Below are 20,496 nucleotides of genomic sequence, written 5' to 3'. Positions count from 1 at the left end.
CCGCGTGATGAGCCGCGTGGTGGCGTTACTGGCCGGTATCGCACTGACGACCATTGTCTCGGCGCAAGTTCCCGATCCCGCCGCTTTGTTGTTCGAGCGTTTCTGGTCTGCTGAAAACCCCGAGGACGCTCAGGTAATCGCCAATCAACTGGCGGCGGCCGGGGTCGATTTCGACAGCACCTACACCCGGCTGAAGCACGGCCGGGGGTTTGGTGACGAGAAGCGGGGCGAGTACTCGCTGCGGTGGAAGTCGAAGTCCGGCCCCTTCTTCAACAACCTCGTTAACGTGCCGGCCGACTACGACCCGTCAGAGAAGTGGCAACTGCGCGTGCAGCTCCACGGCGGCGTCGGTCGTCCGTCACCCAATCCCACCTCCGCCCAGGGCGCGAAGGTGGGCAACCGCATCGAGGGGGAGAAGCAGATCTACCTGCACCCCAGCGGCTGGGCCTCGGCGCAGTGGTGGGATGAAGAGCAGGTCGATAACATCCTGCGCGCCGTTCACGTTCTCAAGCGCAAGTACAACATCGACGAGGCGCGGATCTACCTCACCGGGGTTTCCGACGGCGGCTCCGGTGTCTATTACATGGCGCTCAAGGAGCCCAACTTGTGGGCATCGTACCTGCCGTTGAACGGCAGCATCTCCGTGATTCGCAGCCCGCAGAACGGCGCCGATGGCGAGATGTACGGCAACAACCTCTCGAACGCGCCGCTGTACATCGTCAACGGCGAGCTCGACAACCTGTATCCCGTCTCCCAGGTCGAACCGCACATCAAGTGGTTCCAGTCGATGGGCGTGCCGTTGGTGTTTCGCCCCCAGGCCGGCGCGGGCCACAACACGGCGTGGTGGCCGACCGAGCGCGAGCCGTATGAAGAGTTCGTACGCGAGCATCCGCGGGTGGCCCATCCGCCGAAGCTGTCGTGGGAAACCGAGCGCACCGACAAGTTCAACCGCAACCGCTGGCTGGTGATCGACGAGCTGCGGCAAGACGCGTCGCGCGAAACCGAACTCAAGGACCGGGGTTTCTTTCAGCACACCAAGCTATCTGGTCGCGTGGATGTGATCCGCGCCGGCAATGCGTTCGAGGCCAAGGTGCGCGACGTGGCGGCGTTCACGCTTCTGCTGTCGCCGGACGCGATTGATTTCTCCAAGCCGGTCACCGTCACGGTTAACGGCAAGCCGGCGTTTAGCGGCATGGTGAAGAAGGATCCGGCAGTGTTGCTGCGCTGGTCGGCCCGCGACAACGACCGAACGACGCTCTACGGCGCCGAATTGAGGATTGCGCCGTGAAGTGGTGCCAGAAGGGCGGCAACCTTCGGTGATGCCAGGAGGGCGGCCTGACAAGACGTGCCAGGAGGGCGGCACTTTAGTGCCGCCAATTCCCATGCCCCCGGCACCGTGATTGCAGGTTCCGTCTGCAATGAGCCGTCCACCACGTCTCGATCGCATTTCCTACACAGGCCGTTCAACGTATCTGGTCACCGTGGCGACCCGCGACCGCGTGAAAGCATTCGGTGACGTCGATTTCGGGCGAACCGCCGAACACCTGCTCGTAGATGCCGCGAATACAAGCAAGTTCGCAGTTCCTGCGTACTGCCTGATGCCTGACCACGCGCACCTCGTGGCGAGCGGGCTCGGGCCGGAGTCCGATCTTCGAGGTTTCGTCAGTCGGTGGAAGCAGGCAACTGGCTTCGCATGGAGCCGTCTGGGACACGGGCGGTTGTGGCAGGAAGGCTACTGGGACCGGCTGGCGAGGTTCGATGAGCCGATCGAAGAGATGGTCAGATACGTTGTCGAGAATCCTGTCCGGGCGGGACTTGTGGAGAATTCAGCGCTCTACCCGTTAATGGGATCTGTGTAGAAGCCGGCGGCCCTAAAGGGCCGCCCTCCTGGCACCTCTCGCCAGCAGCATGACGGCAAATCCGATCGCGCTGGCGGCCAGGCCCCACGTCCCCGGATCCCACCAGCCTCGTCGGTCGGTGCCGAAGTACACCGCCAGCAGCGTGCCGATACCGCACGCAATCGCCACGAGGGCGTGGCTCGACCCGGCGCGCTTGAAAATCAGGCCGCCGACCACTGGCACGAACAACGTGGCAATCAAGAGCGAGTAGAAGACGCGCAGCGCATCAGCGACCGTCGATAACTGGATCGCCAGGAACATGCCGATGACGCCTCCGGTGACGGCCGCTACCCGGGCGACGCGCAACACCTGGTCAGGTGACGCGGTGCGGTCGACGAACCGCTGGTAGACGTCCTTGGAGATCGAGGTGGACAGCATGAACAGGATGGTGTCGCAGGTGCTGACCTCCGCGGAGAAAATCGCGGCCAGGCCGAGCGCGCCGAACCACACCGGCAAGTCGTTGAGGATCACCGTGGGCAAGACGATGTTCGTATCGGTGAGGCCGGGGTGGTTGACCCGGGCGGCCATGCCGAGCAGCACCGGCAGGAACGAGAAGGCCAACTGCGCGACGCCGGCAACCCCAATACCGACCCGCACGGCCCTCATGCTCACCGCCCCGAATGCCTTCTGCACCAGGCCCGGCGAGACTACGAGCCCCGGAGCCAGCAACAGGAACATCGTCCAGCCGGACATCCCGCCAGCTGAGTACATCGGATCGAAGTACGTCGCCGGCACATCAGGGGCGGCGGCAATCGCCTCCAGGCCACCGACATACGTCAGCGCGAGTGGCACGGCTATGAGCATCCCGATGAGCAGCACGGTCAACTGCACCGCATTCACCCAGACGGAGCTGAGCAGCCCGCCGGCGGTGAAGTACAGGGTCATGGCGATGCCGCCGATCAGCACACCCTGCCACTTGGCCGTGCCCGCGACTACTTCCAGGATTGCAGCTCCCGCGATCAATTGCCCGGCGAGTATGGCGAGCGTGCCGATGGCCAGCAGTCCGGCCACGATCACTCGCACCGAACCGTTGAACCGATCCTCGAGGTAGTCGCCCAGGGTGAAATAGCCGCGCGCTGAGGCGAGGGCCCACAGTCGTGGCCCGACCCACAAGGCGAGCGCGAGCGTGCCGAGTCCGACCGACCCATTCCACCACCAGGCGCTGATGCCGTCCTTATACGCCACGCCGGCTGCGCCGACCGTCGTACCCGCGCCGATGTTGGCGGCGAGGACCGTGCCGGCGATGAGCGGCCACGACAGGCTACGGCCCGCGACAAAGAAATCCGACGCGCCGGTCACGCGGCGGCCGATCCACACACCGAAGGCCGTGAGGCCAACCGTGTAGGCGAGCAGGAGGATCAGGGCGGTGTTCACGGCCGGCGCAGGTCGCGGACGGCCGGGATGTTCGGCAGGCCCGTGGCTTCCCGCACGCCACGCAGGATGGCGTCGGCCATTACCTCGGCGGCGAGGCCGCCGATGAGCGACACGTTGGGGTCGCCGGTGTGCGTGCCGGTGGCGATGGCGAAGATGGTGTCGCCGTCGCCCATGGTGTGGGCTGGGACAATGGCGCGGGCGAAGCCGTCGTGGGCCATGTCGGCGACCTTGCGGGCCTGGGCCTTGGTCAGCTTCGCGTTGGTGGCGACGAGGCCAATCGTGGTGTTCTCGCCGGGGCGGGGCTTCTCGAGCGATCCGCTGCGCATCACGACGCGCGCGTCGAGAAAGGTCTGTCCGTCGGCCGCGCGCGCGCCGGCCACGACGCGTCCGGTCGCCGGGTCGATGATGTCGCCGCCGGCGTTCACGGCCACGATCGCCGCGACCGTCAGCCCGCTCGGCAGCGTGATGGACGCGGTGCCGATGCCGCCCTTCATGGGCCGGCCGCCACCCGCGAACTTGCCGACGGTCGCGCCGGCCCCCGCGCCGATGGTGCCTTCGGCAATCGCCCCCGTCGTGGCAGCCTTGGCGGCTTCATAGCCGCAGGTCGCATCGGGACGAATCAGCGGCTTGCCGGCAATGGGCAGGTCGAACAGCACGGCCGCCGGCACGATCGGCACGTACGCGCCGCCAAACGGGAAACCTACCTTGCGCTCTTCGAGGTAGCGCATGACGCCGGTCGCCGTATCCAGGCCGAACGCGCTGCCGCCAGACAACACGATCGCATGCACCTGTTCGACGAGGTTGGACGGGTCGAGCAGATCGGTCTCGCGCGTGCCCGGCGCCGAGCCGCGCACCGACACGCCGCCGGTGGCGCCCTGCTCGGCGAGGATCACGGTGCACCCGGTCGGCTTCTCCGCGAGAGTGAAGTGGCCCACCCGCAAGCCCTCGACCGCGGTGATTCCGTTCGGCCGCGATTGAGCCGACGGCACCGACGCCACCGCTGCCGCCAGGAGGAAAGCCGGGATCGTGCGCCTCATGGGGTCATTCTAACGGCAAGCTCCGGCTAAAGCCGGACTCTACTTTGGTTCGGTTCCCCACCAGAACTGCTTCGGGAGCGGTTTCGCCGACGGCCAAATCATGTTCATGGTGTCGGCCTCGTATAACTCGCCGTTCTTCATCACGTAGCGAATCGTGTTGGTGTTCTTGATGTCCTCGAGCGGGTTGCGATCGAGCACCAGCAGATCCGCCAGCTTGCCGGCCTCGAGCGAGCCAAGGTCCTGGTGCAGGGCAATCGCCTCGGCGCTCGACAGGGTGATTACTCGGAGCGTCTCGAGCGGGGTCAGGCCGCCCGAGGCGAGACTCCAGGTTTCCCAGTGGGCGCCGAGCCCCTGCAATTGACCGTGGCTGCCGAGCCCGGCCTTGCCGCCCGCCCGCACCACGTCGGCCACGCCCTTCGCGATCAGGGTATGGCCGTACTCTTCCGGCAGGAACCACTGCGGCCGGCGCCGCACCATGCCGTCGAGCAGCTCCCAGGGAATCCACTTGCGCAACTTGGCGTCTGCCGCGGGACTGGCGTTCTGGAACCAGTAGTTCTCGCTCCACGGCGCGCCGTACGCCACCAGGATGGTCGGCGTATAGAACGTCTTGGTCTTCGCGACGAACGTCGTCACATCCTTGTAGAGCGGCGCAATCGGGAAGCTGTGTTCCTGGCCCGAGTAGCCGTCGGCCATTTGCGTCAGGTTCAACTTCAGGTCGAGCGAGCCCTCGATGGTGGCGGTAATGCCGTATTCCTGGCAGGCCTCGATGATCCACTGGCGGACGATCCGGTCGCCGGCGACGTACTGCTTCAGGGTGTTGGTGCGGTACGCCTCCTTGTAGCGCTTGACGAAGCGGAAGGCGGCGTCGCGATCCTCGATGCCTGAACCGGAGAACACGCCGGGTCCGGTGGCGTAGACCCGCGGACCGGGCATCAGGCCGCTGTCAACCATGTCGGCATAGGCAAACACATCCGGCGTCGACGTCTGCGGGTCGCGCGTCGTCGTCACGCCGTAGGCGAGGTTGGCGAGATACTGCCAGATCTCGGTTTGATGCAAACCGCGTGGTGCCCACATATGCGAGTGGGCGTCAACCATGCCCGGCATGATCGTCTTGCCGGCGACGTTGATGGTGCGGGTGCCGGCGGGCGCCTTCAGCGATCCGCGGCGGCCGACCGCGGCAATGCGGTTGTCGGTGACCAGCACGTCACCCTGGGCGATTACCTCGTCGCCCTTCATGGTGATGATGCGCGCGCCGGTGAGCAGCACCGAGCCTTGCGGCTTCGCGCGTGGCAACTCGACGACCACGTCGGTCTTTTGTGGTTCGTCGGCGGCAATGGGCTGGTGGAAGAACTGCGCGCCCCAGGCCCAGGTCACGGCGCTCCCGTCGGCCGTCCAGTCAAGGTAGTCGCCGCCGTCCATCGACATGCGCTTGACCGGCACCGAGGTGTTGTCGGCACGGCCCTGGATGCGAACCTCCACGGTCTCGCGGCCGGCACGCGGCACCGAGACGAGGTAGTGCTTCTCCTGCAGGTTCACGAAGGCGCGCGTGCCATCCGGCGAGAGACGGATGGCGCCGGCGGCCGGCGGGTTGGCGCCGGGCCCGACGCCCGTGATGCGCAGGTGCGTACGGCGATCGTGGCCATCCATGGTGATCGATTGCAGGCCGCGATTGGTGGTGAGATACACGCGCGACGAATCGTTACGCGTGAACTGCGGGCCCCGGCCATTCTGCGCCGAGGCCACCAGCGTCGAGGCGCCGCCGGCTGCAGGCATCCAGCGGATCTCGAGCGTGTTGGGCGGGCTGATGCCGCCAATCTCGCGCGGCGCCCCGTCATCGCCCTGGTGTTCCGTCTCGGGCGGCGTATCCATCAGGATCGAATACAGCTGATCCGACGCGGCGCCAGCCAGGTAGACCACGCGCGTGCCGTCGGGCGTGAAGGTGGGATCCAGGTAATAACCTTCGCTGCGCGTCAGCGTTTCAGGCGATCCACCGGTGGCCGCCACCTTCTTGATCTGCCCGCCGCTCGTCGTCCACGTCGTGTAAACAATAGAACGGCCGTCGGGCGACCACGACGGCATGAACTCTCCCTCACCAGCCCCACCAGCCCCACCAGCCTGACCCGCCCCATTAGTCAGCAGGCGCGGAGCCCCGCTCGGCATGTCCTTGAGGTACAGCCGGTTCATCGCGCTGAACACCAGCTTCGTGCCGTCGGGCGAGAGCGACGGCCAGCGGATCAGGCGGGCGCGCACGGTCGGTCCGTCCTCCACGCGCACCGGCGTGTAGACGCGCGGGGCGATCTCGGCCTGCACCTTGGCGGTGAACGGGATAGGTGTCGCGGCGCCGGTTTCGAAGTCGAAGCGCTGGAGCTTCCCGGCCACCGGCACGACCAGCGACTTGCCGTCAGGCATGAAGTCGTAGCGCGGCAGGGTGTCGCGGCTGGCGCGGGATTCCTGGTCGTCGCGCGTCACCGGATAGGCGAGCCAGCGTTCCGCGCCCGTCTCGAGGTTGCGGACGCGCAACCCGGTCTGCGTCTTGTGGCGCGTGCCAAACACCAGCCACTTGCCGTCGGGCGAGATCGCCGGACGCATGGCGCTGCCTTGCGCGTTGGTCACTTGGGACACATCACCCGTTTCGCGATCGTGACGGTGAACCTGCCACAGCGGGAAGCGCGCGTTGTAGGTGAAGGTGCCGGTGCGCTGGGCGTAGTAGATGTAGCGGCCGTCCGGCGTCACCGTGGCGCCCATCCGGTTGACGGGCGGCACCGCCGGCGGCCCCTGCGCGTCGGGGCCAGGCGGTGCCGGTGGCGGCGCGCCGATGCGGACGCCGGTACCGCCATCACGGTGATACATGAACAGCCAGAACGTGCCCGGATCGGGTGCGCGCGATTTCGAGACGACGATGTACTGTCCGTCGGGGGTCCATTCCGGCGACACCATGATCTGGGGGCCGGCGTTGGTCTTGCCGTCCTTGCTGACCGCGCGCGGGTTGCTGCCGTCGGCGTCGGCGATCCACAGGTTCTCCACACCGGTGCGGTCGGTCAGGAACGCGATGGTGCGGCCGTCGGGCGACCACACCGGCTGGCTCTCGAACGACAACCCGCCCATGATCCGCTTGGCCTCGCCGCCCCCAATTGGCATGGTGTAAAGGTCGCCGAGCAGGTCGAACAGGATCGTCCCGCCGTCGGGCGAGACGTCCACCTGCATCCACGTCACTTCGTCCGTGGTGAACTCAATGGTTTCGGCGGTCTTGAGCGTGAAGCCCTCGCCGGGCTTCGCGGTGTCGTCGGCCGAGGCCTGGCGGTCCTGGCCTCGCAACGTCACGAATCCGACGAGACCAATGGCGAGCAGGACAGCGGTCAGGTTTCTGGTGCGCATGGCGAGAGTATAGACTCGCGCCATGCGAACCCTGAAAGCCTTGGCGCTGGCTGTGACCGGTGCCGCGATTTGTGTGATGAGCGTTGGGGCGATTACCCGCGTGCCGTCGGGCGACGGCCAGTTCTGGGACATCCAGGACACCTCGCCCTGGTCGCAGGACAGCGGCGGCATTGCCACTGGCGGGCGCGCCAACCCGTTCAATGGTTTCGGCTACCTCAAACTCCAGGTGCGGCGAGCCGACAACACGCTGCTTGCCAGCAACCACTACCTGCGCGGGTTTGGTTTGCACCACGACGCCGCCGGCCGTTTCGACTCGACGACTCCGGTGTTGCACGAAGGCATCCTGATCGCGCGCGCCATCAAGACGACGAGGGACACGGCCTACCTGCGCTATTTCGACAGCTTCACCAACACCGCGGCCGAGGACCGAACGGTTCGCGTGGCCTGGGGCGGCGCGGTCGGTGCGGGCGAAGACGGCGGCCGGGCGACGGTCGCCGTCACCTCGACCGGCGACCAGCAGATCGACACCGCCGACAGCTTCGTCACGATGATGCAGAACGCGACCCGCGCGGCCGTTCCGGCCGATGGGCCCTCGGGCCATGGACCTTCGGCGCACGTGTTGGGCACGCGCCGGGGCGTCTTGACGTCGATTGGCGACATGTACGGCGATCCCTTTGGCGCGGCCTGGCCCGGACTCGATACGGCGCACGTTGGCTACGTCTTCACGCTGCGATTGCAGCCGGGCGAAACCGCCGCGCTCGTGACGTTCGTGGTGAAAGGCCTGTCCGAGGTCTACGACCCGCGTGGCGGTTATCCCCTCCCGTTCAAGGACGCACTGGTCACCGGTGAGGCGGTCTATGCCGGGCCGGATGCGAAAGTGCCGCCCGCCGGCTCCGAGATTGCGCGCGTGACCGCCATCGCCAGGCAGCTCACGTCAGCGCCCGACTTTGGCGGCCTGACGGCGCTCCAGCGATCGCAGGTGGCCAACTGGCCGCCGGCCGGCGCCGCGCCGGCGCCGTTCACCGTGTTCGAGAAGACGGTAAGCGAGCTGCAGGACGCCATGACCCGCGGCCTGACCACCTCCGAAGACATCACGCGCGAATACCTGGCGCGGTTGTCCCGCTACGATCGGCAGGGCCCCACGTTCCGTTCGGTGTTGTCGATCAACCCGCGGGCGGTGGCCGACGCCCGCGCGCGCGACGCCGAGCGGGCCAGCGGCCGCGTGCGCAGCCCGTTTCACGGCGTGCCGATCGTCTACAAGGACAACATCGATGCGACGGAGCTGCCCACCACGGGCGGTTCGCTCGCGCTGGTCGATCACCGGCCGCGTCTCGACTCGCGCGTCGCCGCCGGCATGAAACAGGGCGGCGCCGTGCTGCTCGGCAAGGCCAACCTCGATGAGTTTCCGTTCGGTGATTTCGGCATCAGCACCGTCGGCGGCACCGTGGGCAACGCGTACGATGCGTCGCTCAGCACGGCGGGCTCGAGCGGCGGCAGCGCGACCGCCGTGGCCGCCAGCCTGGCCGCGCTGTCGTTTGGCACCGACACCTGCAACTCGCTGTCGAATCCCGCCTCGTTCGCGGCCCTCGCGACCATTCGCACCACACGCGGGTTGACCAGCCGCGCCGGCGTCATGCCGCTCAATACCTATAACGATGCGATTGGACCCATGGCGAAATCGGTTCGCGATGTGGCCCTGGCGCTCGACCTGGTGACAGGCCCCGACCCAGAGGACCCGGTCACGGCCGGCGCCGCGAGGCGCATCGCCGGCTCGTTCGCGCAGGGCCTGGACACCGCCTCACTCAAGGGCAAGCGCATTGGCGCGCTTCGGCAGCGCTTTGTAGGCTTCACCGGCGAGCGCGAGGTGGCCGCGAACATGGATCGCGTGATCAAGGAACTGCAGGCCGCCGGCGCGATCGTGGTCGACGTCTCGGTTGCCGACTACGACGCGAAGTACGCGGCTGCTCGCGGGGCGGCGCCAGGCTCGCTGCGCGACGGGTGGACGGCCTATCTCTCCCGAGGCGCGAAGCCGGGCGACAAGGTGCTGACGATCCAGGACCTGCTGGCATCGGGAAAGCTCGCGCCGGTCAGCGCGCGCCGCTTCGAAGGGGCGCTGGCACCGGTAGCGACGGGCGCATCGCGCGACGAGGCGACGCGCCGCTTCGTCGCCGGCCGCGAAACCTTCCGGCAGATCTTCGTGGACCTGATGGATCAGCAGCAGCTCGACGCGCTGCTGTTCCCGGCAAACCACGCGCGGCCTCACACCCACGAGGGTGGACTCGAGCGCTACGGGTCAGAGCCGGGAACCTGCGAAGAAAGCGCGGCCACGGGCCTGCCGCAGGTGACCGTGCCGGCCGGTTTCATCGGCGGTCGCTATCCCGCCGGCATCTCGCTGCTGGGACGCATGTGGGATGACCAGCGACTGTTGGAATTGGCGGCCGCCTACGAGCGCGCCACCCGCCACCGTCGTCCGCCAACGACCGTGAAATGACGCGGGCGCACTAAAGCGCGCCCCTACGTAGGGGCCGGCTTTAGCCTGCCCGTTGGCCTAATACAGAACGGCGCTTTCGCCGAGGTCGGCGATCAGCTTCCTGAAGTGGCCGACGATGGCGTCGCGCCGCTTGAGGACGGCGTCGATCTCGGGCCCGGTGAGCTGATCATCCACGGCCTGCTTGATGCCGTCTTTCGTGAGCGCCTCCAGGCGGGGCAGCAGCGTCCGATCGATCTTGGTCAGGTCCTCCGGGTAGCGCAAGTCGGTCTGCAGTCGGAACGCGCGGGTAAAGTCGATCATCATCACCTTCCACTGGTGCGTGATGAGCACGTTGCCGAGATTGCGATCGGTGTCGCGGGTGAGCGCCGCGAACACCCGCATCCGATACATCTGGTGATTCCAGTCGGTGGCGTTGGGCGGCTGGATCTTCTTCTTCAGGCGCTCGCCTTCTTCCATCAGGGTGTCGACCCACCAGCTGAGCGAGCCAATCTTGCCATTCCAGCGACGCTCCACGTGCACGGGCATCATCGCCTCGAGGCCCAGCAACTGCGACAATCCATAGGCGCCGAGGTTGTAGCGGTAGGAGTCGACGAAGTTCATCTCGACGGTGGGCCGCCGCCCGCCACCCGACAGGTTGGCCATGCTCTGCCGCTCGTCCACCGCCTGGAAGGCGGCGTCGTGCGTGATCGTGCCGTTGGTCAGGGTCAGGCGCTTGGGGCTGGTGACGCCCTTGCCGATGTCGCGCGAGCGCGTGATCTTCGCGGTGAGCAGGAACTGCCGGATCTCGGCAACCGAGAGGGCCGGCGTGGCGACCGGAGTGGCGGCCGGCGCGGCCGCGGGTTGCGCGAACGCCGGACCGCAGACCAGTATCGCGACCACGAGGAGGAGCACGACGCGCGCGTCGGTCCTGCTCATGGGGGGGCTACTTATTGATTTTGGTGAAGTTGATGGACGCGCCGCCCACTTGCGGCTGCACGCCCATGTTGAACCTGGTGCCGGCGACGCTCATGGTCACGGTGCGAGCCGAGGCGATGCCGAGACCGGCGCCCATCACGACATCAGTGGCGTGGTGCTTGTTCCAGGACATCCTCGCCAGCGCTACGTACGATCCGAACGCAAAGGCCGGCACGCCGGCCTTCCAGCCGTAGTGACGGTGCAGAACTGAGGCGGTGGCGAAGGCGCTGGCGGCGTGTCCTGACGGGAAGGACTGGCTGTTGCTGCCGTCCGGCCGCTTGCGGCCGACCGAGAACTTCGTGACCTGGGCGATGCCCTGCGAGAGGATCTGCGCGCGGACCACATCGCGGCCCACCCTGGCCAGCTTGCCCTTCCCGGAGACGCGACCGACGGCGTAGCCTGCCGCGCCGATGCCGACCTGGAAAGCGAAGCTCCCCATCAGGTTGCCGGACTGGAAGACGGTCGTCGGAATGTTGAAGCCGTTGTTGATGCCCTCGCGGTCCCATGGGGCCGCGCCAATCGCGGCCACCGAGGTGTACGCCATCACGTGCGCGGTATCGCTGCTGAAGAAGTTCTTGAAGTCGCTGCCGACCAGCTTGAAGAAGTTTCCCGACTCCAGCTCGGTGGTGCGAGGCAAGACCATCTCGGGTGGCAGCGGTTGGCCAGGGCGGGGCAACTGCCCGGCGCCCGGCGATTCCACGCGGGCACTCTCGGCTGGCGTCGCGTCCTGCGCGAACGCGGGCACAGCGATAGCCACGGAGAAGATGGAACACACGGCAAGACGCAAGAAATTCATCAAGAAGACTTTCGTCTCAGTTGTCGAAACGGGTGCTTCAGTATCGCATGGAACCATGGTCCGACACGATTTTGACCCCTCAAAAGAGTATCGGCCGTTACCGCCGTCAGGGTAGTCGTTCGAGGCCGACCAGGGTCCACGCCCCGCCATTCCTGCGGAAATACACCGAAATCGGGCGGGTCCACGCTTCCGGACCGCCTACCGCCGAAATGTCCACCTTGATGAACTCCGAGGCCGGCATTTCAGGCATGGGGAGCGGGCTCTGCGTCTCTTCGGTGTTGGCCACCAGCGTCGCCGTGTCAGTTGCGTTGTCGAAGGTGTACCAGACGGCGCGATAGCCGGGTACGCGATCCGCCACCGCGGCATCGACCGCGAGGTTGCGGAAGGTCAGCCGGCCCCCGGCGTCGAGCGCCACGTCCACGAGGGGATTGACCTTCGGCAGGAACGTCTGCAGGATGCGCAGCCGCCGGTCGGCAATCGCCTTTGCGAGGAAGGCCTCGGATGCCGGATCGCCGAACTTCGCTTCGGCGACCGCGGCCGTGATCATGTCGTCGGTGATCGACACCAGCTTGCTCGCCGCCCAGAACGTATCGTCCGCGCGCATGTGCCTGAACGCCGCGTTGGTGATGTGCGGCCACCAGGTTTGCGGATCCCACTGCGCGTGGTCCCTGGGCAACCGGCCGATCGCCGGCGACTCAAAGTAGTCCTGCGTGCGCCACTGCGGAATCCGGAAGCCGAACGACAGCGCACGCCGGCCGATTTCGCCGGGTTCTTCAACCAGGGCCTCGTAGCCCTCCCAGCCTTCCCGCGGCCCGACCGCGGCGCTGCCCAGCGCCGAGCCGAAGTCGAGCAGGTAATGGCGAATGAAGCTGCGCCCGTTCTCGGTGACGAGCGACGAGAGGGAATTGATGCCCTTCGCATCGACGTGGTTCAGCCACGCCGCGAACACGAAGTAGCCACGCAACTCGCGGCGATGCTCGTGCGGGATGGTGTCGTTCGGGTCGTCTGCTCGCGTGCCGTGAAAGGCAATGCGTCCCACCGGGCGGCCCGGTGTCGCCCTGCTGAGGATCACCCGGTAGGTGCCGTCGGGGTCACGATCGGCGCGTGACAGCAGCCACGCGATGTCGCCCTGGTGCATCGACCGGGCCATCTCGCCCCGCGGCGTGATCTTCGTGTCCTTGCCGATCACCAGGTTCGCCGGCTTCAGTTGCGCAATGTGGTATTCGGCGGTGTGGTAGCCGGCCGCCCAGAACAGCTTGGCCGCGACAATCTCGCTGCCCGTCGCCATGGCGCGCCAGCCGGGCGGATCGAACTTGACGAACCACACCTGGCCGGCGGCGTCGCGAATGGTGAAACCGGGCGTCACGCCATCACTCTTGGCCGACACCACCGTCCACGGCCCAGCCGCGGGACCCTCGCTGGTGTTCGCGCCCCGTGCCACGATGGCCGGTGTCAGCGGCGCGCGCCCGGCGCGGTTTACGAAGAACGGGCCGTCGGGCACCTCGTCCACGGTGTTGATGTTCTTCGCGCGCTGCCCGGTCTCGGAGTCGCCGGGACGCCAGAACAGGTTCTCCAGTGTCTGGTAAGCCAGGTCAGGCTCGTAGCGGTTCGCGTTCTTCACGTCCTGCGTGATCGGCTCGCGCCAGATCGGATCGTCCGGAAAAAACCGGCGCGACTGGGCGCTCGCGGTCCAGGTGATGGCGACCGCGGCCAGTAACGATAGTGTGAGGCGACGCGTCACCATGGCTAGAAGACCTGGCTCCCTGCGAAAATGATGCTCCGGCCTTCGCGCCCGCGCGCATATTCGACCCGAAGCGCGGTGAACAGCGGGCCGTGAAAGCGCGCCCCGATGCCGTAGTTGGTCTCGAAGTCACTGAGCCGGAACTGGTGCCGGTCGGGTGCCACCTGCCCCGAGTCCACGAAGATCGCCATGTCGAGGTACCGCGAGGGCCGCCAGCGGTACTCGCCGGTCACGAGCACGCGATTGCGGTCGGTGAAGCGACGGGTCGGGAAGCCGCGCAGCGTGCTGCCGCTGCCGAGGAACGGCGCGAGCGGAACCGGGACCACGTTGCCGGGGTCCGAGCTCGTCAGCGTCATCAACCCGCGGATCGCGATCACGAACTGCTCGCGGACCAGCGGCACGAGCTGCCGCACTTCGTATTCGTGCGCATCAAATGAGAAGGGGAGATCGTGGCGCTCTTCGTGCCGCTCCCACGCGACGCGGTAGAGCCCGCCGCGCGTGCTGTAGCCAGGCGAGGTGCGCGTGTCGACCGCCACCTCGGAGCGGATGACGTTGTAGCGCAGGTCACGCCCGATTCCCGGCGCGGGCAGGGCCGCGAGGTCGAAGTCTTTAACCGCGGTCGTGAGATCGACGTACGAGTAGCCGCCGCCAAACGACAGCCACCGCACCGGCTTGAACGTCGCATCGGTGCTGAACTCGGTCGGCTGGTAGTCGTACTCGAAGTCGGCCTCGCGATCCGTCGTGGGTCCCACGCCGTAGTACGACACTCCCTTCGCATCGGTCCAGCGCGCCTGGGCGCCGATTTGCAGCCGGTCACGAAACAACGCCGGTGCGACGACCCGGGTCTCGAGCACCTGCGAATTGTTGATGGAGATGCCGGCCAGGAAGTTGAGCGAGCCGGACTTCTCGAAGCGCTTGAGGTAGCCGGCGCCGACCGCCATGCCCGAGCCGCCGAACACGCTGCCAAACCAGGGGTAGGCGCCGCCACCGCCGCTGAGCAGCGGCGACAACAGCACCCGCCGCACGATCAACTCCCCGTCGGACGGCCCTTCGGGTTCCAGCTTCTTGGCCTTCTCAGCCTGCTGATCGGCAATCGTCTCGACCCGGGTCGTTTGTCCGTACGCCGGCGAACCGAGCAGCAGGGATACGAGGAGAAATGCCGTGGCTCGAGACATCGAGGGTTGATTATACGCGCGCGTGAGCGGCTGATCGGCGAACACGCTCATGGCACGGCTTGATACACGAGGTTGGGGAATGCCTCGCGGATGTCGCTGCTGTTCGGGATCAACTGCAGCATCAGGACCATCACCAGCTTCTCCTCTGGATCGATCCTGTAGACGGAGCCATACGCGCCGCCCCAGCCGAACGAGCCTTCGCTCTGCATCCCACTGGCGCCAAACCGATCGGTCGTCCCGAAGCCCAGGCCAAACCCGAGCCCGCTCGCCGAGTGCAGCGTGCCCACCTGGTTGGTGGCCATCAGGCGAACACTGCGCGGCGACAGCACGCGAACCCCGTCGACCGTGCCGCCCAGGCGGATCGCCTCCAGGAAGCGCGCGTAGTCGCGCGCCGTCGAGACGAGGCCCGCGCCGCCGGCGAAGTTCTTGCGCGGACCGTCGGCATAGTGGCCCTGGCCGCGCGCCCCATCCGGCGCGCGCACGACGCCGCCGTCGCGGCTCGCGTAGACCGCCGCCAGCCGGCTGCGGTCGGCGGCCGGCACGAAGAACGCCGTGTCCTTCATGCCGAGCGGCGTGATGATGCGCGTGCGCAGGTACTCGTCGAGCGGCATCCCCGACACCTTCTCGACGATGCAGCCGAGGATGTCGGTGTTGTAGCCGTACACCCACCGCTCGCCCGGCTGAGCGACAAACGGCAGCGTGCCGAGCCGCTCCATGGTGGCGCACACGGGCTCGTCCTTGTCGGCCGTGTACCAGCCGAAGCCCGCGGCCGGTCCCAGGCCCTTGGCCTGATACAGGTCCGCCACGAGGGGATCGGTGCCGTAAGAGATGCCGGCGGTGTGAGTGAGCAGATCGCGAATCGTGATCGGCCGGTGCGCCGGCTCAGTCACGAGCGTCTCGCCTGTCTTGCCCGTGGCCACGGTGGTCCTGGCGAAGGTCGGGATGAAGTCGCCGGCCCGCCGCCCGGGCGTCAGCCGGCCCTCCTCAATCAACTGCATGATCGCGACGCTCGTCAGCGCCTTGGTCTGCGACGCGATGCGGAAGATCGTGTCGGTCGTCATCCGCCGGCCGGCTTCCTTGTCGGCCCAGCCGAACGCCTTCTCGTACACCGGCTTACCGTCCTGCAGCACGAGCGCGACGATGCCGGCGACGCGGTTGTCGTCGACATAGCGTTGCAGGCCGCTGTCGATCACGGCCATGCGCTCGGCGGCCAGCCCGCCACCCGCTTGTGGCGACAAACCTTCAGGTTTGTCGGTCTGTGACTGCAGGGAAGCGGTGGACGGCAACAGAACGAGCGCCGACAACACGAGCGCGATGATGATTCGGATGCTGTTCATTGGGTAGCCCCTGTTCGTTCGCGATTCTACGCCGACAGGATGATGCCGATCACGCCAATCACGCCGACCAGCACCGCGCCCGGGACCGCAAAGCGCAGCCAGCGTCCGTAGGGCACGCCCGCGCCGAGCAGCACGGCCAATACCGCACCGTTGGTGGGCACCAGCATGTCGGACAGACCGGCGCCGGTTTGGTAGGCAATCACGGCCGCGTCGCGCGACACCCCGAGCAGATCCGACAGCGGCGCCATGATCGGCATGGTCAACACGGCCTGGCCGCTCACCGAGGGCACGGCCATGTGCAGCACCGCGTGCATCGGCACCATCAGCAGCGTCGCCATGGTCCCGGGAAACTGTGCGAGCGGCACGGCCAGCGAGTAAAGGATGGTGTCAATGATGCGGCCATCGGTCATCACGACGCTGATGGCCCGGGCCACCCCGACGAACAGCCCCGCCGCCAGCATGGCCTCCATCCCCTTGAGAAATCCCGTCGTCGTCGCCGTCAGGTCGCGGCCGGAGACGAGCCCGACGGCGAAGCCCGCCACGAGGAACAGGGCCGACAGTTCGTTGAATCCCCAGTCGAGCTGCAATACGCCGTAGACGTACGGGACGAAGGGCAGCAGCACCAGCGCCAGCAGCACAGCGTCGCGGCGCGTGGCCGGCTCGGTGCTGACGGCCCGCACCTCGCCCTTGACGTCATCGCGCGACGCCATCGCCAGCGTCCAGGCGATCCACGTCGCGACCGCGGCCGCCATCAGGCCGAAGCGAATGGCCGGAATGGTCATCGGCGGCAACTCGGCGAAGCGAAGGGCAATGCCGGTCTGGAACGGATTGGTGGGACCGAAGGCGGCCCCGACGGCGGCGGCCCCGATGCTCATGGCCACGGCGGTGACGTTGCCGAACCCGAGCCCACGGCTGAGCAGGATCAGCACCGGCGCGAGCGCGACGATCTCCTCCTGCATGTTCTCGAGCGCGCCGAGCGTGGCGAAGCCAAGGCTCACGGCCACGACGATGGTGCGGGGACGGCGGGTGGCACCGACGAGCGCGCCGACCAGGCGGGCCAGGGCCCCGGTCGCGTCCAGCAGAGCGAAGGTTCCGCCGACGAAAAGAATGGTGAGGATGACGTCGGCACCGGCGATGATGCCGCGCGGCACGGCGAGCACCGCGGCCATCGGGCCGACCGGCGCAGCGTCCACGGCCGCGTAGGTGCCGGCGATCACCACCGTGCGCCCGGTGTCGGCATCGGTGCGCCGCTGGTACTCGCCGGCGGGGATGAGCCAGGTGAGCGCGGCGGCAATACCGACCGCGCCGAGGAGCAGGACGAAGGGATGCGGGAGTTGAAGCCGCATCATGGGGTTACTTCTTGAGTTCGGCCAGGACCGCGTCGATCATTTTCTTGGCGTCGCCGAACAACATCTGGGTGTTGTCCTTGTAGAACAGCGGGTTGTCGACACCCGCGTAGCCGCTGGCCATGCCGCGCTTCATCACGATGCAGGTCTTGGCCTTCCACACTTCCAGGATTGGCATGCCGAAAATCGGGCTCGACGGATCATCGAGCGCACCAGGGTTCACGATGTCGTTGGCGCCGCACACGATCACGACGTCGGTGCTGGGGAAGTCGTGGTTGATCTCTTCCATCTCGAGCACGATGTCGTACGGCACCTTGGCCTCGGCCAGCAGCACGTTCATGTGCCCTGGCAGGCGGCCGGCCACCGGGTGGATGGCAAAGCGCACGTTGGCGCCCTTGCCGCGAAGAATCTGGGTGACCTCGTACATCGGGTGCTGTGCCTGCGCCACGGCCATGCCGTAGCCGGGCACCACCACCACGCTCTTGGCGTCGCGCAGCAACTCCGCCGTCTCTTCGGCAGTGATGCTCTTGACCTCGCCGGCGGGCTGCCCGCCCGCGGCCGGGGCCTTGCCCTCTTCGGCGCCGAAGCCGCCGAGGATCACGCTGATGAACGAGCGGTTCATCGCGTGACACATGATGTAGCTCAGGATCGCGCCGCTCGAACCCACCAGCGCGCCGGTGATGATCAGCAGGTCGTTGCCGAGCATGAAGCCCATCGAGGCCGCCGCCCAGCCGGAGTAGCTGTTGAGCATCGACACCACCACCGGCATGTCGGCGCCGCCAATCGCCATCACCAGGTGAATACCCAGCAATGACGCGATCACGGTGGCAATGATCAGCGGCTGCAGCGCCGCGGCGTGATCGGCCGTGACGAACTGGTATCCGAGGAACACGCAGGCGACGAGCGCCACCAGGTTGAGCACGTGGCGCGCCGGCAGCAGCAGCGGTTTGCTGCCGATCAGGCCCTGCAGCTTGCCGAACGCGATCACCGAGCCGGTGAAGGTGATCGCGCCGACAAACACGCCGACGTAGGTTTCGACCGCATGGATGGTGGCCTCGACCCCCACCAGCACGTTGGCCGGATCGAGGGTGCCGCCAAACCCGACCAGCACCGCGGCCAGGCCGACGAAGCTGTGGAGCATGGCCACCAGTTGCGGCATGTCGGTCATCTCGACCCGCGCGGCCATCGCGGCGCCGATGCCGCCGCCGACGACCAGCGCGCCGATCAGGATCGCGTAATTGCCGGCGTGCGGACCGAACGCCGTGACGCCGACCGCCAGCGCCATGCCCAGAATGCCGAACAGGTTGCCGCGGCGCGCCGATTCCTGCTTCGACAACCCGCCGAGGCTCTGGATGAACAGGATGCCCGCCACGAGGTAGGCAATGGTCACGAGCGTCTCAGGAAGCGTAATCATCGTCTGAACATCCTGAGCATCCGCTGCGTCACCATGAAGCCGCCGACGATGTTGATGGTGGCGAGGAGGATGGCCGCGGCGCCGACGAGCACCACCGGCGAGGTCAGCGGACCGTTCAACTGCAACATGCCGCCCAGCACGATGATCCCGCTGATGGCGTTGGTGACGCTCATCAGCGGCGTGTGCAGGGCCGGCGTGACATTCCACACCACCTGCCAGCCAATCACCACCGACAGCGCGAACACGGTCAGGTGCGTGAGAAATGCCGGCGGTGCGACCAGGCCGAGGCCGACGAGTGCAACCGCGGCGATCAAGGCGAACACCGGACCGGCCACGCCGGCCGACGCCGGCGCCTTCGCCGCTTGTGCGGCGGCCGGCGGGGCCACCACCTTGGGTTCCGGAGGCAATGGGAGCGGCGGCCGTGCCGGCGGCGGCCACAGCAACTCGCCGTCACGCAGCACCAGGGCGCCACGCACCACTTCGTCCGCCAGATCGAGGTGGAAGTGGCTCGCGCCGCCGAGGTCCGCCAGCAGGTGCGTCAGGTTGTTCCCGAACAGGAAGCTCGCGGTTGGCGCGAGACGGCTCGGCAGGTCGGTGTAGCCCAGGATGTGGACGCCGTACTTCTGCACCACCTGGCCGGGCTCGGTCAGCGCGCAGTTACCGCCGTTCTCGGCGGCCAGATCGACGATGACCGATCCCTTTTTCATCCCCTGCACCATTTCCTCGGTGATCAGGATGGGAGCGGGCCGATTGGGAATCAGTGCCGTGGTGATGATGATGTCGACTTCGCGCGCCTGCGCGGCAAACATCGCCATTTCGGCCTTGATGAAGGCCGGGCTCATCTCCTTGGCGTAGCCGCCGGTGCCCTCGCCGTCTTCCTGGACGTTGAGCTCGATGAACTCGGCGCCCATGCTCTTGACTTGCTCTTTGACCGTTGGCCGCGTGTCGAAGGCGCGCACGATCGCGCCCATGCCGCGCGCCGCGCCGATCGCGGCGAGCCCGGCGACACCGGCGCCGATCACCAGCACCTTCGCGGGCGCGACGCGGCCGGCGGCCGTCATCTGGCCGGTGAAGAACCGCCCGTAGAAGCTGGCCGCCTCGACCACCGCGCGGTAGCCGGCGATGTTGGCCATCGACGACAGCGCGTCCATCTTCTGTGCGCGGCTGATGCGGGGAATCTGGTCGACCGCGATCGCCGTTGCCTTGCGCGCCGCCAGCCGCTCGATGATGTCGGTGTTCTTGCCGGGATAGAGGAAGCTGATGAGCGTGCCGCCCTCGCGGAGGAGCTCGGCCTCGTGCACGCCCAACTCGGGGTGCGCCGCGGGCGGCTGCACCTTGAGCACGATGTCGCCGGCCTGCCAGATGGCGCGCGTGCCGGTGATGACCTCGGCGCCGGCCGCAGCATAGTCATCGTCTCCGAAGGAGGCGCCGGCGCCGGCGTCGTGTTCGACGGCCACGCTGAAGCCCAGCTTCACGAGTTTCGCGACGTTTTCAGGGGTGACCGCCACGCGGCGTTCGCCGGGGCGGCATTCTTTCGGTACAGCGAGCTTCATGTGCG

At 67.3% G+C, this 20,496-nt stretch carries 14 protein-coding genes; 3 read left to right on the top strand and 11 right to left on the bottom strand.

Going from position 1 to position 20,496, the window contains the following annotated elements; translation table 11 throughout:
• The first annotated feature begins 4 nt into the window (after window positions 1-4).
• Together Q8T13_13065 and Q8T13_13060 are read left to right on the top strand one after the other, a co-directional pair.
• On the top strand, window positions 5-1,288 hold the full coding sequence (locus tag Q8T13_13065; GenBank protein ID MDP3718688.1) for a hypothetical protein: 1,284 nt from the start codon (window positions 5-7) through the stop codon (window positions 1,286-1,288).
• A gap of 130 nt (window positions 1,289-1,418) precedes the next feature.
• On the top strand, window positions 1,419-1,859 hold the full coding sequence (locus Q8T13_13060; GenBank protein MDP3718687.1) for a transposase: 441 nt from the start codon (window positions 1,419-1,421) through the stop codon (window positions 1,857-1,859).
• A gap of 12 nt (window positions 1,860-1,871) precedes the next feature.
• Here Q8T13_13060 and Q8T13_13055 read toward each other — a convergent pair whose 3' ends face one another.
• The 3 genes from Q8T13_13055 to Q8T13_13045 are packed head-to-tail and all read right to left on the bottom strand — an operon-like array spanning window position 1,872 to window position 7,684.
• Entirely contained in the window at window positions 1,872-3,272 is a 1,401-nt protein-coding gene (locus tag Q8T13_13055; protein MDP3718686.1) for a sodium:solute symporter family protein, read from the bottom strand.
• On the bottom strand, window positions 3,269-4,309 hold the full coding sequence (locus tag Q8T13_13050; GenBank protein MDP3718685.1) for a P1 family peptidase: 1,041 nt from the start codon (window positions 4,307-4,309) through the stop codon (window positions 3,269-3,271). The genes Q8T13_13055 and Q8T13_13050 overlap by 4 nt, the downstream gene beginning before the upstream one ends.
• A gap of 39 nt (window positions 4,310-4,348) precedes the next feature.
• Entirely contained in the window at window positions 4,349-7,684 is a 3,336-nt protein-coding gene (locus tag Q8T13_13045) for an amidohydrolase family protein (protein MDP3718684.1), read from the bottom strand.
• Between the two features lie 22 nt (window positions 7,685-7,706).
• Between Q8T13_13045 and Q8T13_13040 the strand changes: the two genes are divergently transcribed.
• On the top strand, window positions 7,707-10,175 hold the full coding sequence (locus Q8T13_13040) for an amidase family protein (protein MDP3718683.1): 2,469 nt from the start codon (window positions 7,707-7,709) through the stop codon (window positions 10,173-10,175).
• Between the two features lie 57 nt (window positions 10,176-10,232).
• Here Q8T13_13040 and Q8T13_13035 read toward each other — a convergent pair whose 3' ends face one another.
• From Q8T13_13035 to Q8T13_13000, 8 genes are all read right to left on the bottom strand, one after another.
• A complete protein-coding gene (locus Q8T13_13035) occupies window positions 10,233-11,090 on the bottom strand; it encodes a hypothetical protein (protein ID MDP3718682.1) in 858 nt (285 codons plus the stop codon).
• Between the two features lie 7 nt (window positions 11,091-11,097).
• Window positions 11,098-11,886, bottom strand: coding sequence for a phosphatase PAP2 family protein (locus tag Q8T13_13030; GenBank protein MDP3718681.1), 789 nt, complete (start codon window positions 11,884-11,886; stop codon window positions 11,098-11,100).
• Window positions 11,887-12,031: 145 nt separating this feature from the next.
• Complete coding sequence (locus Q8T13_13025; protein ID MDP3718680.1) at window positions 12,032-13,669, bottom strand: hypothetical protein; 1,638 nt, start codon at window positions 13,667-13,669, stop codon at window positions 12,032-12,034.
• A gap of 2 nt (window positions 13,670-13,671) precedes the next feature.
• Entirely contained in the window at window positions 13,672-14,892 is a 1,221-nt protein-coding gene (locus tag Q8T13_13020; GenBank protein MDP3718679.1) for a hypothetical protein, read from the bottom strand.
• Window positions 14,889-16,178, bottom strand: a complete 1,290-nt coding sequence (locus tag Q8T13_13015; protein MDP3718678.1) for a serine hydrolase domain-containing protein — start codon at window positions 16,176-16,178, stop codon at window positions 14,889-14,891. Before Q8T13_13015 ends, Q8T13_13020 begins: the two co-directional genes overlap by 4 nt.
• A gap of 26 nt (window positions 16,179-16,204) precedes the next feature.
• Window positions 16,205-17,527 (bottom strand): YfcC family protein, encoded by a 1,323-nt coding sequence (locus Q8T13_13010; GenBank protein ID MDP3718677.1) that lies wholly within the window; start codon window positions 17,525-17,527, stop codon window positions 16,205-16,207.
• A gap of 4 nt (window positions 17,528-17,531) precedes the next feature.
• Window positions 17,532-18,938 carry a Re/Si-specific NAD(P)(+) transhydrogenase subunit beta gene (gene pntB / locus Q8T13_13005; protein ID MDP3718676.1) on the bottom strand — a complete coding sequence of 469 codons (1,407 nt, stop codon included), beginning with the start codon at window positions 18,936-18,938 and terminating at the stop codon, window positions 17,532-17,534.
• Window positions 18,935-20,491 carry a Re/Si-specific NAD(P)(+) transhydrogenase subunit alpha gene (locus Q8T13_13000; GenBank protein ID MDP3718675.1) on the bottom strand — a complete coding sequence of 519 codons (1,557 nt, stop codon included), beginning with the start codon at window positions 20,489-20,491 and terminating at the stop codon, window positions 18,935-18,937. Before Q8T13_13000 ends, pntB begins: the two co-directional genes overlap by 4 nt.
• Window positions 20,492-20,496 lie beyond the last annotated feature (5 nt).

This window comes from Acidobacteriota bacterium (assembly GCA_030697165.1).
In the GTDB taxonomy this organism is placed as follows: Bacteria; Acidobacteriota; Vicinamibacteria; order Vicinamibacterales; family UBA2999; genus 12-FULL-67-14b.
This window is presented reverse-complemented; position numbering and strand designations above follow the sequence as displayed.